The sequence below is a fragment of the Porphyromonas sp. COT-052 OH4946 genome (genome assembly GCF_000765965.1).
Lineage (GTDB): Bacteria > Bacteroidota > Bacteroidia > Bacteroidales > Porphyromonadaceae > Porphyromonas > Porphyromonas gulae.
Genome location: NZ_JQZY01000024.1, coordinates 52,733 through 65,789, shown reverse-complemented (window position 1 = coordinate 65,789; position 13,057 = coordinate 52,733). Strand labels below are relative to the sequence as shown.

The following is a 13,057-nucleotide window of genomic DNA, read 5'->3' as shown; positions in this document are numbered from 1 at the left end:
AGACAGGATAAATCGGAAAAACAGATGGACAGGAACAAAAGACGTAAGATACTGGCGCATGCGATTGCATCCTTGATCCTTGGATTGTTTGTCTTTTTCATTGGCCTCATCCTGATTTGGGCAGGCCTTTTGAGCAGCAAGATGGAGGCTCTCTGGATCGCTATCGGAGCCGTAGGTGCCAGTCTTATAGGAGAGCTGATCCGGAAGAGGAACAATCGCAACGATGCTGCGGGCGAATCCTAACCGGTAGGGAGTGGCAGCTGAGCCGGAGAGTAATCAATGAGGAGAAGGCAATGACAGGACTACCTTTTTGGACCGGACAGATCATATACGACGTATTGATCAGCCTGATACTCTTGCTGTTCAGTGCTCTGGGCGTGGTCGCAACCCGTATTCCACACTTTTTCCTCCGCTTGTCCAATGCCGTTTTGTATGGTCAGGAGCGAGTCTTTCTGGCTCGTATGCCACGGTATATCAGTTATCGACTTTTCGTCTTTATCGGCCGTATCCAAAGCACGTTGTTGCTCTCGATCTGTTGTTTCCTTATATTGGACGACAAGGGGCAACTCACCGATTTAGATTTGTGGGAAAGTCTTTTTTTCTTGGCTTTGCTCTTCTTCCTGTTCTGTTTTTTCTTTTGGCTGTGGAGGATGTTTTATGCCTTGTGGTGCTATTTCTTTGCAGATCGTGAGACTAAGATGATCTGGAGAGGGGGCTACGCATTGCTCGAATGGATGTGGGGGATGCTCCTTTTTCCCGTTGCGGTCATCTATCTTTATATGCCACAATTATACTGGCTAAGCTACTTATTACCAGTCATTTTTATACTGTGGAGATTGGTGCTTATCGCTAAAACGATACGATTCTTCTCGATCAGGGAAGTAGGTTTTTTCCACCTTTCTTTGTACCTTTGTGCCCACGAAATTTTACCGTTGGTTTACTTGATTGCCCTATTGGAGTGGTCGGTAAACAATAAAGAGATAATGGCTCTATGGCAGTAAAAGTAAAGAAGATACTCGTTTCACAGCCACAACCCGTAGCGGGTAGGTCGCCTTATTACGATATTGCTCAGAAACATGGCTGTGAGGTCGTGTTTCGTCCTTTCATCCAAGTAGAATCCGTCAGTACCAGAGAATTTCGCAATCAGAAAGTGAATATTTTGGACCATTCGGCCATCATCTTCACTGCACGTACAGCTATCGACCATTTTTTCAGTTTGTGCGAAGAATTGAGAGTCACCGTACCTGAGACGATGAAGTACTTCTGCGTAAGCGAATCGGTAGCAGTATATCTGCAGAAGCATATCGTCTATCGCAAACGGAAGATTTTTTTCGGAGCAACGGGCAAACTGGAAGATCTCCTGACGGTTATCAGCAAACATAACAAAGAAACCTACTTCGTCCCCTTGGCTGAGGAGCATAAGCACGACTTGCTGGATATGCTTACGGCCAAAAAGGTAAGTTTCAGTCCAGCCATTATGTATCGTACGGTCAGCAATGATTTCGGACCGGATGAGGCATTGGATCACGATATGATATTATTTTTCAGTCCTTCGGGTATTACGGCCCTGCTGAAAAACTTCCCCAAATTCGAGCAGGGTAAGACCAAGATCGGAGCTTTCGGTCCCACGACAGCCAAGGCCGTCGAAGAAGCAGGTCTGCGGCTCGATCTGTCTGCGCCGACCGAGCAATATCCTTCTATGGCTATGGCATTGGAGGATTACCTCAACGGGAAATGACCTCTCCGGCTACATTCGGCCTATCCAAAAGCGAACGCCTCTATCTTCGCGATGAGATCAATACGGTCTTTGGCGAAGGCAAGGCGTTTGTCGTTTATCCCCTACGCGTAGTCTACCGCCTGGGATCGGAGCATCGGGCTGCATATTCCTCCATGCTGGTAAGCGTAGCGAAGAAAAGGTTTAGGCGAGCCGTGAAGCGCAATAGGGCCAAGCGTTTGGTCAGGGAGGCGTATCGGCTCAACAAACACCTCCTGAACGATGTCCTCCAGGAGAGACAGATCTATGCTACTATTGCATTTATGATAGTATCGGATGAGCTTCCCGACTTTCGTACAGTGGAGAGAGCGATGCAAAAGAGTCTGATCAGAATTGCCGGAAATATACCTTCATCGGCATTGAAAAGCGAATAAATACCATGCGACTGATCAAGGCTTTTCTCGTGCAACTCTTACTACTCCCCATTTTCTTCTACAAGCGATTTATATCGCCACTTACACCGCCTTCATGCCGGTTTACCCCCTCATGTTCGTCCTATGCCATCGAAGCCTTACGCAAATATGGCCCGGGCAAAGGGCTATGGCTGAGCATCAAGCGTATTCTCCGCTGTCATCCGTGGGGTGGAAGCGGCTATGACCCCGTTCCGTAAAAAGTTTTCTTCACTTAATCTCTGGTATATGGTATTTCTCGACATTCATACCCATTCGTCGGCTCGCAATGATAACGAGATCATTCGAATTCGGAATCTACAACCGAATGAAACCATATCTCCGAATACTTTTTGCTCCATCGGCATTCATCCGTGGAGTGTATCCGAGGATTATAGCGGAGAGTTGGTTGCTGTTCGTGAAGGATTGGGCTGCAGCGAGGTTGTTGCTCTGGGAGAATGTGGGCTGGATAAGGTGTGCAGTACACCGTACGAAAGGCAACGAAAGGCTTTCCTCGATCAAATCGATCTGAGCGAAGAGTTTGGCATACCGGTGTTACTGCACATAGTACGAGCATGGGATGATCTTTTGGCGATCAAAAAGCAGGTAAAGCCTTCACAGCCGTGGATCGTTCATGGTTTTCGGGGAGGAGAAGAACAGGCCCGGCAGCTTATTCATGCGGGTCTATTTCTGAGCTTTGGTTGCCGGTTCAGTCCCGAGGCTCTTCGTCTTTCTTATGAATCCGGTATCGCTCTGCTGGAAACCGATGAGAATATCAAGGATATTCGGGAATGGTATTATGAGGCAGCTGAGTGTATCGGCTGTTCTTTGCAAGAGCTTCAACGCCATACTCTTGCATTGGGGGCAGGCCTATTTCCCCGACTCAGCCTCCATAAGCATTTCGCTTCCGTCCGATAGGGGATCGGGGCCGAAGCGATTTTCACCTTTTGTACCTTTTTCGCACATCATGATCAGAATAAGGATAGAGACGCAAAGATTGGTAAGGCCCAGGAACATGTTGATCATCAACAAGGTCGGAAACTCTCCATCGATAATCTGAAGAAGCCATCGCTGACCGAAAATTGCAGTTAAACCTTCTGCTAAAACCCTTGGGGCAATCGATGCCAGTACCCATAGACCGCTTCTATTCGTGTCATGCAGACGTCTGACCGTTACGGCATAAGCCGGTAACAAGAGGGAAAGATACACCAAGACCTCCACGACCGTGAATATTCTTACAGCAAGATTTGTATCGATCGTATGACGAAAAATGACAGCAAGAGGGATGGCCACTGCCAGCGGTATAATCAAAGCAATGAGATAAAACAGGGTAAAGAACCAGAACTCTTTCCGACGGGCACGGCCCTTGAAGTCGACATATTTGCGGAGACAAAGTATGAACCAACGCATAGTGGTAAAAGATAAGAAAGGGGAGACAATTATTTCATCGGCAAAAATATATCTTTTTGGCGGGTAGATAGAAGCTGCGAATATAAATCTCATATAACGGTGGCTGAGGACTAGCCACGAAAAAGCCTGTCCATGCTTTGCCGATAGGGCATACACGGACAGGCTTTTGTCTTTATGGTCTCTTTGTGGTGAGACTCTGATTATTGCATGATCTTGGCAATAGCCTCTTCGATGTTCTCCATCGGCAGATTGCCCATCGTTTGTGTCGGTATTCCTTTTACCGGTACGAAAAGAACCATCGGAATGCTTCTGACACCGAAAATCCCTGCCAACTCTTTTTCTTTGTCCACATTGATTTTATAGACGGTGAGCTTACCGGCATATTTCTTGGCCACCTCTTCCAATTTGGGCGAAAGGCTGCGGCACGGGCCACACCAGTCGGCATAGAAGTCTATAATAGCAGGCTTATCACCTTTATAGACCCATTCTTGGGGATTGGCTGTGTAATCATATATATGTTCGCGCATGTATTCAGCCGTGATATGGATGATTTTGCCTCCTTTCTCTCCCTTGCTATCGGCAGAGACGGTTTCTTCTTGACGAGTGTCATTCTTGGAAGTACAGGATGCAGTCATTGTCCCGACTGAGAGGAGCAGCAGAGAAGCCAAGAGGATGGCTTTTGTGCAAATGTTCTTTTTCATCTTGTTTCGTTTGAGTTTGTTCTTGTTCTACTTGCTTATAAAAACGAAAAAGCAGCCAAAAAGTTCATTTCCTTTCCGGCCGCTTCCTCAAAAAATACTGCCATCGGCAACTGCCGACACCATATCAGCCTGTGTTTTCAGAGCCGTTTGATAAATGCCCGACGCGTTTTGTGGTGTTTACGTTCGAAGTAGTTCCACTGCATCTGTACGGCCATATTGGTTTCCAATTCGGGATTGCTCTCTGCATACTCCACTCCGTTCTTTTGGAAGATAGGGATCATATCATCGAAGATAAGGGCATTCACACCTTTGTTTTGATATTCCGGCAATACGCCGATCAAGTACAGATCGACCACACGAGGTCTACCCTTGAGAGCTTTGAGAAGATGGACGAATCCGAAAGGCCAGAGACTTCCTTTTGCTTTCTTGAGTGCTCGGCTGAGATTGGGCATGGTGATGGAGAAAGCAATCACTTCGTCGTCTTCTTCACGGACGATCACCGTCACGAAGTCGAGCCGCACCATCGGGATATAGATATTGACATAGTAGTCTATTTGAGCTTCGGACAATTCGGAGAAGCCGTAAAGCTGACTATAAGCCTTATTGAGGGTGCGGAATATGCGGTGGGCATAGGGCATGACCTCTTTGCGTGTCCGGAATTTGAGTGTCTTGAGTCCGTACTTTTGGCGTACGATCTCGGAAATGCGACGGTGCTTTTCCGGAATTTCCGATGGTACGAAGATCTTATACTCCTTCCAATCCTGATCTTTGATGAATCCCAGACGCTCAAGCTGTTTGGGGTAATAAGCGTAGTTGTAAATGGTAGCCATCGTACCCAGCTGGTCAAAGCCTTCGATAAGCATCCCTTGGTGGTCCATATCAGTGAATCCCATTGGCCCTTGCAGCATATCCATTCCCTTGGAGCGCGCCCACTCGGATACGGCATGGAAAAGGGCATCTACGACCTCATTGTCGTTGATAAAATCGACGAATCCGAAGCGAGCGTTGTTCTGATTCCAAGTTTCATTCGCACGGTGATTGATCATACCGGCGATGCGTCCCACGATCCGCCCTTCACGATAAGCCAAGAAATAGATGGCTTCGCAGAACTCAAAAGCCGGATTGCGATCTTTGTCCAAGGTCATCATCTCATCATCGATCAGCCCCGGCACGTGGTAGGGATTATTTCTATAGAGATCTATATTGAACTGAACGAATTTCTTCAGTTCGGCTTTGTCCAATACTTCTCTTATTTCTACAGCCATAAAACTTGTGTTTGGTTTACCTAAGTAGTCGAAGGTTACGCCAGATTTCGTACCTTTCACGCACAAATATAACTGAAATAGTTAATCATTATGGATAAAATCCGCATCTACTGTGACAATCTCGATCGCTACGAAGAGTTTCCCCATGGCATATCTTTAGAGCGAGTGGCAGAGCACTTTCAAGACGATTTGGGCTTTCGTCCCTTCAATGCACAAGTCAATCATTGTACCCGAGATCTCGGCTTCAGACTATACGAACCGTCCGATGTCCTGTTCGCCTCTTTTTCGGACGAATCGGGTATGCGAACTTACGTCCGAACGCTCAGCTTCATACTAAGCAAGGCTGTTGCAGACATATTGCCCGGAAGTAAGCTCTTCATCGAGCATTCATTGTCCAACGGCTACTATTGTCAGATCAAAAATGCCCACATCATCACACCCGGAGAGATCGTGCGGATCAAGGAGCGAATGGAGTCGCTTATAGCCGCAGACATACCCTTCCAAGCACATTGCGAGCGCACCGAAGAGGTGGCGGCCATGTTCCGTTCGATGGGTTATCAGGACAAAGCCGATTTGCTGGAGACCAGCGGTATGCCTTATTCGCGTTATTATGATTTGGATGGCTACCCCGATCATTATTATGGTAGCCTCACTCCCTCGACCGGTTATATCGGGTTGTTCGGATTGGAGCCTTATCTGGATGGCGTACTTCTTCGTATACCGAGACGGGACAAGCCGGAGGAGCTGGCACCATTCGTGCCACAACCGATGATGAGGCAGGTATTCGCCGACCACGATCGGCTTTTGGATATTCTGCAAGTGACCCACGTGGGCAGCCTGAACAAGGCTATCGACCGAAACGACATATCCACGATGGTACAAGTGTCGGAAGCTATGCAGGAGAAGCAGATCGCCGCTATAGCTGATGATATAGCACATAAATATAAGGAAGGCGTCAGGGTAGTACTGATATCGGGACCTTCTTCCTCGGGTAAAACTACTTTCTGCAAAAGACTGCAAACGCAGCTCCTGACCAATTATATTCGCCCCTACGGACTTTCGCTTGATGACTATTTCATCAACCGCGAGGATACGCCACGGGATGAATCCGGAGACTATGATTTCGAATCGCTCTACGCATTGGATCTACCTCTTTTCAATAAGGATCTGAAGCAGATGATCGCCGGCGAGGAAGTGAGTCTGCCCACCTATGACTTCACAACCGGCATGAGGGTGTACAAAGGAAATACCATACAGCTGAAAGACGGAGACATCCTGATCCTCGAAGGCATTCATGCACTGAATCCGGAACTGATACCCGGTGTGCCAGAATCAAGTACGTATAAGATCTATGTGAGTGCTCTCACAGCAATAGGATTGGATGCACACAATCGGATCCCCAGTACAGACAACCGACTGATCAGGCGATTGGTGCGTGACTATCGCTATCGCAATTACTCCGGTCTGGATACATTGCGTCGTTGGCAGAGTGTCCGGCGAGGAGAGGAAAAATGGGTATTCCCGTTCCAAGAGAATGCACATGTCATGTTCAATAGTGCTATGCTCTACGAGTTGGCAGTTTTGCGAGCTTATGCGGAGCCGATCTTACAGGCAATCCCTCGTAACGAACCGGAATATGCTGAAGCCCGCAGATTACTACGCTTTTTGAGCAGTTTCCGCATGATACCGGCACGTCTGCTCCCGAACAACTCTCTGATGCGTGAATTCCTCGGAGGAAGCACATTCCACTACTGATGCCGAATCAGGCCCTAATAGCAGGAAACAAACCGAGACTTGGCTAACATTTGAAGACATCGGCTGAGTCATATCTCGGCATATTTTCAGCAAACGAAACGACGTAGTCGGGCTATATAACCGACCTCAATTCATTAAAATACGAACCAAGAGCGAAAGCCATTGGTTCGTATTTTTATTTGTACACCTGATTGAGTATCCGAATCGGACTCATCGGGATGGAGCTTTTTTGCTACTTTTGCAGAGCGATGAAAAAAACCTCATGAATGTATGTCCATATATTGGAGAAAGCTAATTTATCAACGAAAATACTTTACTCGCAACCCAATGAAAACAGATATGTACTCCGATTCCTATATTACACCTTTGGTCGTAGGTCTATCGTGTCCTGCCTGTATAAGCATATGCCATCGCAGCATGCGGACAAGGGGGGTATTCTATGAGGAGTAAGGCCGTATAGTCTTTCGATAGCTCACCTGATACATAAGGCACCCGTCGGATTCAAGGGAAAATCCGACGGGTGCCTCTGTTTTATCCACTCAAGAAAAAGCCTTTGGGGAGTTGCAATTTATATACAAATCATTTTCGATTCATATATTTATTGAAAATCATTTATATACAAAATGAAAACGATTTATATATAAATCGAAAATGATTTGTATATAGATTGTTCATCGAACTAATAAAAAGAGCTCTTCGATCTGAAAAAGGCTGTCATGCGATCCCTTTTCCTTCGAATTCCGATCTCTCAGAAGTGCTTATTTGGAATCATTCCAAACATTTCTTCGTTGTTGAAAACTTTTTTGGCGCATATTTTTCGGTGAATATTCCGTTTTTTTAGTCTCGAAAATGACCCATGCCGAAAGATTTTGCTTTTACCTTATACTCATCATAATAACGAAAGAGAAAACAGGTTGCCGTTCTTCATTCATCCATAGCCGTGACGGTCATTTTTTACTTGTTCTGAGCACTTTTTCCTCTTGATTCTTGGCCGGCCGATCGACGGAATCAGCTACTCTCTATTGATTAAGGAAGGGCTTTTTGTACTTTTGGCTGACAGAAACGATTTATAACTTCCGAAACGATGACGAACTCCAACTCCTTATACGAGAGACTACAGACAGCGGACTCATTCTTTCTGATGGCAGGACCCTGTGCCATAGAGAGCGAAGACATGGCACTGCACATCGCAGAGCGAATAGTAGAGGTGACTTCCCGACTGGGCATCCCCTATATATTCAAGGGATCGTACCGCAAGGCCAACCGCTCGCGTATAGATTCCTTCACCGGCATAGGCGACGAAAAGGCTCTTCGCATTCTGGGCAAGGTAGGCCGGGAGTTCGGTGTTCCGACGGTCACGGACATACATGAGACTCACGAAGCGGCTATGGCCGCCGAGTACGTGGACGTACTCCAGATACCGGCTTTCCTCTGCCGACAGACGGATCTGATCGTGGCGGCTGCCCGCACAGGGCGAATCGTCAATGTGAAGAAAGGACAGTTCCTGTCGGGCGAAGCCATGGCTTTCGTGCTACGAAAGTGCCTGGACAGCGGCAACAGCCAAGTGATTCTGACCGAGCGTGGCAATACCTTCGGCTATACGGATTTGGTGGTGGACTACCGGAATATTCCCACGATGCGTTCGCTGGGCTTTCCCGTGGTAATGGATGTGACCCACTCGCTCCAGCAACCCAATCAGGGTAGTGGCGTAACGGGGGGAAAACCCGAGTTGATAGAGACCATCGCGAAGGCTGCCATAGCCGTAGGTACGGACGGTCTCTTCATCGAGACCCACCCTGATCCTGCTTCGGCCAAAAGCGATGGAGCCAACATGCTCCGACTGGATCTGCTCGAAGGGCTGCTCACGAAGTTGATGCGCATACGGGCAGCAATCAGGGATTGAGCCTGCAAGCAGCCTCTTATCGGCCGATCACACATATTAGGAAGGTGCTGTCGGGAACCGAAAAGAAATATGATCGAGGAGGAAACGAGGCTTATTCGCTCTTCCTTAGAGATCCCGACATTATATCCCCAACCGGTGAACTCCCCTTTCCATAGCGAGAGTCGCAGCATCCCTCTCTTGGCTGTACATAAATAACTTGTATCTTTGTGCAACTATAAAAAAGAATCAAATACTATTCCCCTTTTATGGAATTAAAAAAGACTACACGTATCGAAAGCGATCTTATCGGAGAACGCGAGATACCCGGCCATATTCTATATGGCGTACAGACGCTGCGTGGTATAGAAAACTTCCCTATCAGCAATTTTCATCTGAACGATTATCCCCTGTTTATCAATGGCTTGGCCATGACGAAATGGGCGGCTGCAGTGGCCAATCATCGCCTCGGTCTGCTGACCGATGCCCAGAAAGACGGCATCGTGAAAGCCTGCAAGGAAATTCTCGAAGGCAAGCACCACGAGCATTTCCCCGTGGATATGATCCAAGGTGGTGCAGGAACGACCACGAATATGAATGCCAACGAGGTGATTTGCAACCGTGCGTTGCAGATCATGGGACACGAGGCCGGCGAGTTTGCCCACCTCTCGCCCAATGATCACGTGAACTGCTCGCAGAGTACCAACGATGCTTATCCGACAGCTATCCACCTCGGCCTTTACGCTACATATCTGAAGTTCCGCCCCCATCTTCTGGATCTCATCGAGTCGCTGCGTGCCAAGAGTCGCGAATTTGCCCATGTACTCAAGATGGGACGTACTCAGCTCGAAGATGCTGTGCCCATGTCTCTGGGACAGACGTTCGGCGGATTTGCTTCCATCTTGCAGGATGAAATCAAAAATCTCGACTTTGCTGCCGAAGAGTTCCTGACCGTGAACATGGGTGCTACGGCTATCGGCACGGGTATCTGCGCTCAGCCGAACTATGCCGAATACTGCATAGAGGCCCTTCGCGAAGTCACCGGCTGGGACATTCGTCTCAGTGCCGATCTGGTGGGAGCTACGAGCGATACTTCCGTGATGGTAGGATATTCGTCTGCCTTGCGCCGTATCTGCGTGAAGGTGAACAAGATTTGCAACGACCTGCGTCTCCTTGCCAGTGGTCCTCGCTGCGGTCTGCACGAATTCAATCTGCCCGCCATGCAGCCGGGTTCATCCATCATGCCGGGTAAGGTGAATCCTGTGATTCCGGAAGTAATGAATCAGATCTGCTACAAGGTGATGGGCAACGACCTGACCGTAACGATGGCAGGCGATGCAGCCCAAATGGAGCTGAATGCGATGGAGCCTGTGATGGCACAGTGCTGCTTCGAAAGTTCGGATCTGCTCATGAACGGATTCGATACGCTGCGTACGCTCTGTATCGATGGCATCACGGCCAACGAAGACGAATGCCGCGGGTATATCCGCAACAGCATCGGTATCGTGACGGCTCTGAATCCGATCATCGGCTACAAGAATTCGACCAAGATCGCCAAGGAAGCGATGGAAACGGGACGCGGCGTTTACGACCTCGTCTTGGAGCACGACATCCTGTCGAAAGAGGATCTGGATACGATACTCTCACCGGAGAATATGATCAAGCCGGTCAAGCTCGACATCAAACCGCGTCGCTGACCCCTTTAGCGAAATATGAAACGGGGCTGTGCGAGGAGGAGAGACTCCTGTTCGCGCAGCCCTTTTCGTTTGACTTTATACCATGCGGAGAGATGGATGTGGGAATGAACGCTAACGACTATCTTTGCCCGACTAAGCATTAAGGAATGGAAAAGGTACATTATGCCGCCATAGACGTCGGCTCGAATGCCGTGCGCCTGCTGATCAAATGTGTCAATAGCGAAGGGATGGAGGAACCTCTCAGCAAGGTGCTGATCATGCGAGTCCCCATCCGTCTGGGCGAAGACTCTTTTACCAAAGGATACATAGGAGAGGAAAAGGTAGACAACATGGTACGGCTCATGCGGGCATACAATGAGATGATGCAGATATACCGGGTAAAGGACTATCGTGCCTGTGCCACCTCCGCCATGAGAGACGCATCGAATGCCGAAGCCGTGATAGCACAGATCCGAGAGAAGACGGGTATCCATATAGACATCATCGATGGGGATGAGGAGGCCCGCCTCGTCTCGGACAATCATATCGAACAGATTATTTCCGACGGAGGCAATTACATCTATCTGGACGTCGGTGGAGGTAGTACCGAGCTTACACTTTTCTCCGACACTCATGTCAAGCATTCGCAGTCGTTCGACATCGGTACGGTACGTCTGCTCAACGAAAAGGTTCGCCCCCATGTCCGGGAAGCATTCCGCTCGGAACTCATGGCCATTGCAAAAGAATATACCGACATTACGATCATCGGTACGGGAGGCAATATCAATCGCCTTGTCCGTCTGAGCGGATCGGACAGGGGTTCTTCTCGCTATAGCATCATGCCGGTAGAAGCACTTCACAAGACCTACGACCTGCTCAAGCCTATTTCCACAGAAGAACGAATGGTGCGCTTCCACCTCAAACCCGACCGCGCGGATGTAATCATCCCGGCAGCCGAGATTTTCCTTGAGGTGGCGGACATTACCGAAGCCAAAACCATCATTGCTCCTATCGTAGGATTGGCAGATGGTATCATCGAAGATCTCTATACACGCCACCAGTCTCGACCCTCATGAAACGACAGCAGAAACAGCGGAGGAAAGCAGGGACAATCTCTGCCACCGTAGGGCAAGCCTATGCCAATCGGCTACTGATCCTCACAGAGGTATTGGCTTTGCTTTACGTCATCATCACGGGGATCATCCTCCTTATCATGCGCCCCACCATGCCCGATGCCGACACACTGCTTCTCAATCGGGCGGAAATACTTGTAGGAACAGGCATATTCGCACTGCTCTATTATCGCTCTCCTTCTCGATTCACTTGGGCACTGCGTATCATCTTTCAGCTAATGCTGCTCAGCTATTGGTATCCGGAGACCTTTCTCTTCAATCAGCATTTCGACAATCTGGATCATATCTTCGCCCGGGCCGAACAGATCGTTTGCTTCAGTCAGCCGGCTATTTGGTTCAGCCGGCTATTCCCTCACTGGATAATAAGCGAAGTGCTCCACTTCGGCTACTTCATCTATTATGCACTTATCGTCGGAGTCATTCTCTTCTACTATATCTCCAATTACAGGCAGGCCGAACGTGTGGCTTTCGTGCTGTTCGGCTCTTTTTATGTCTACTATCTGATCTATACCCTCCTGCCGGTAGCCGGGCCACAATTCTACTTCCCCGCCATCGGCTGGGATAGCGTAGCGGCAGGGCGATTTCCACCCATCGGTCAGTACTTTGCCACACACCCGGAGCTGCAAGAGATGGAGGTGGCGCATCAGGGACTGTTCTATCGTCTGGTCAATATGTCGCAGCAAATGGGCGAACGCCCCACTGCGGCTTTTCCCAGTAGTCATGTGGGCATCACGACGGTGATCTTCGCATTCTTCCACCGAAGCAGCAGGAAGTTATTCTGGTATCTCCTGCCCATTGGTATTTGCCTGACACTGGCGACCGTCTATATACAGGCACATTATTTCATCGATGTATTGGCCGGATTGGCCACGGGACTTTTGTTCTATTACGGAGGAAATAAGCTCTATTCGTGGATCGACATCAAGATAAGTGGTAGATGGAGTCGTAACCATCAAGCAGGAAGCGTGTAATTTCCGATAGTTCACAATGGCAAAAACAAGGGAGGAACCTGTCTACAGCGTACAGATAATTCTCCCTGTCGCCTGCGACTACCGGAATGTGCAGAATCCGTAAT

At 48.6% G+C, this 13,057-nt stretch carries 14 protein-coding genes; 11 read left to right on the top strand and 3 right to left on the bottom strand.

Translation table 11 applies throughout. From position 1 onward, the window contains the following. The first annotated feature begins 24 nt into the window (after positions 1 to 24). From HQ50_RS08450 to HQ50_RS08430, 6 genes are read left to right on the top strand one after another with little or no spacing between them, the layout of a single operon-like run. Positions 25 to 243, top strand: a complete 219-nt coding sequence (locus HQ50_RS08450) for a hypothetical protein (RefSeq protein ID WP_018965096.1) — start codon at positions 25 to 27, stop codon at positions 241 to 243. A 50-nt stretch (positions 244 to 293) separates the two neighbouring features. After that, on the top strand, positions 294 to 1,001 hold the full coding sequence (locus HQ50_RS08445; RefSeq protein ID WP_039429713.1) for a DUF4271 domain-containing protein: 708 nt from the start codon (positions 294 to 296) through the stop codon (positions 999 to 1,001). After that, on the top strand, positions 992 to 1,738 hold the full coding sequence (locus tag HQ50_RS08440) for a uroporphyrinogen-III synthase (protein ID WP_026292195.1): 747 nt from the start codon (positions 992 to 994) through the stop codon (positions 1,736 to 1,738). Before HQ50_RS08445 ends, HQ50_RS08440 begins: the two co-directional genes overlap by 10 nt. Continuing rightward, complete coding sequence (gene rnpA / locus HQ50_RS08435; RefSeq protein WP_039429710.1) at positions 1,735 to 2,148, top strand: ribonuclease P protein component; 414 nt, start codon at positions 1,735 to 1,737, stop codon at positions 2,146 to 2,148. The genes HQ50_RS08440 and rnpA overlap by 4 nt, the downstream gene beginning before the upstream one ends. Positions 2,149 to 2,153: 5 nt before the next feature. After that, positions 2,154 to 2,384: a membrane protein insertion efficiency factor YidD gene (yidD, locus tag HQ50_RS10870; protein WP_021662452.1), complete on the top strand. Its 231-nt coding sequence runs from the start codon at positions 2,154 to 2,156 to the stop codon at positions 2,382 to 2,384. A gap of 28 nt (positions 2,385 to 2,412) precedes the next feature. Further along, positions 2,413 to 3,081, top strand: coding sequence for a TatD family hydrolase (locus tag HQ50_RS08430; protein WP_018965100.1), 669 nt, complete (start codon positions 2,413 to 2,415; stop codon positions 3,079 to 3,081). On the opposite strand, the gene HQ50_RS08425 is transcribed toward HQ50_RS08430, so the two are convergent. The 3 genes from HQ50_RS08425 to HQ50_RS08415 all read right to left on the bottom strand — a co-directional run bounded on the left by HQ50_RS08425 (position 3,034) and on the right by HQ50_RS08415 (position 5,539). After that, positions 3,034 to 3,573 carry a DUF805 domain-containing protein gene (locus HQ50_RS08425; protein ID WP_039429708.1) on the bottom strand — a complete coding sequence of 180 codons (540 nt, stop codon included), beginning with the start codon at positions 3,571 to 3,573 and terminating at the stop codon, positions 3,034 to 3,036. The genes HQ50_RS08430 and HQ50_RS08425 overlap by 48 nt on opposite strands. Before the next feature lie 200 nt (positions 3,574 to 3,773). Continuing rightward, entirely contained in the window at positions 3,774 to 4,274 is a 501-nt protein-coding gene (locus tag HQ50_RS08420; protein WP_026292198.1) for a co-chaperone YbbN, read from the bottom strand. A 137-nt stretch (positions 4,275 to 4,411) separates the two neighbouring features. Further along, complete coding sequence (locus HQ50_RS08415; protein WP_018965103.1) at positions 4,412 to 5,539, bottom strand: hypothetical protein; 1,128 nt, start codon at positions 5,537 to 5,539, stop codon at positions 4,412 to 4,414. A gap of 90 nt (positions 5,540 to 5,629) precedes the next feature. On the opposite strand from HQ50_RS08415, the gene HQ50_RS08410 reads away from it, so the two are divergent. The 5 genes from HQ50_RS08410 to HQ50_RS08390 all read left to right on the top strand — a co-directional run bounded on the left by HQ50_RS08410 (position 5,630) and on the right by HQ50_RS08390 (position 12,953). Beyond that, a complete protein-coding gene (locus HQ50_RS08410) occupies positions 5,630 to 7,294 on the top strand; it encodes a nucleoside kinase (protein WP_081960074.1) in 1,665 nt (554 codons plus the stop codon). 1,084 nt (positions 7,295 to 8,378) lie between these two features. Next, the gene (gene kdsA, locus HQ50_RS08405; protein WP_039429701.1) at positions 8,379 to 9,197 is read left to right on the top strand and encodes a 3-deoxy-8-phosphooctulonate synthase; all 819 of its coding nucleotides are present in this window, start codon (positions 8,379 to 8,381) and stop codon (positions 9,195 to 9,197) included. Between the two features lie 245 nt (positions 9,198 to 9,442). Continuing rightward, positions 9,443 to 10,870, top strand: a complete 1,428-nt coding sequence (locus HQ50_RS08400) for an aspartate ammonia-lyase (protein ID WP_004583923.1) — start codon at positions 9,443 to 9,445, stop codon at positions 10,868 to 10,870. Positions 10,871 to 11,016: 146 nt separating this feature from the next. After that, positions 11,017 to 11,925, top strand: a complete 909-nt coding sequence (locus tag HQ50_RS08395) for an exopolyphosphatase (RefSeq protein ID WP_039429698.1) — start codon at positions 11,017 to 11,019, stop codon at positions 11,923 to 11,925. Next, the gene (locus HQ50_RS08390) at positions 11,922 to 12,953 is read left to right on the top strand and encodes a phosphatase PAP2 family protein (RefSeq protein ID WP_039429696.1); all 1,032 of its coding nucleotides are present in this window, start codon (positions 11,922 to 11,924) and stop codon (positions 12,951 to 12,953) included. Before HQ50_RS08395 ends, HQ50_RS08390 begins: the two co-directional genes overlap by 4 nt. The last annotated feature ends 104 nt before the right edge of the window (positions 12,954 to 13,057 follow it).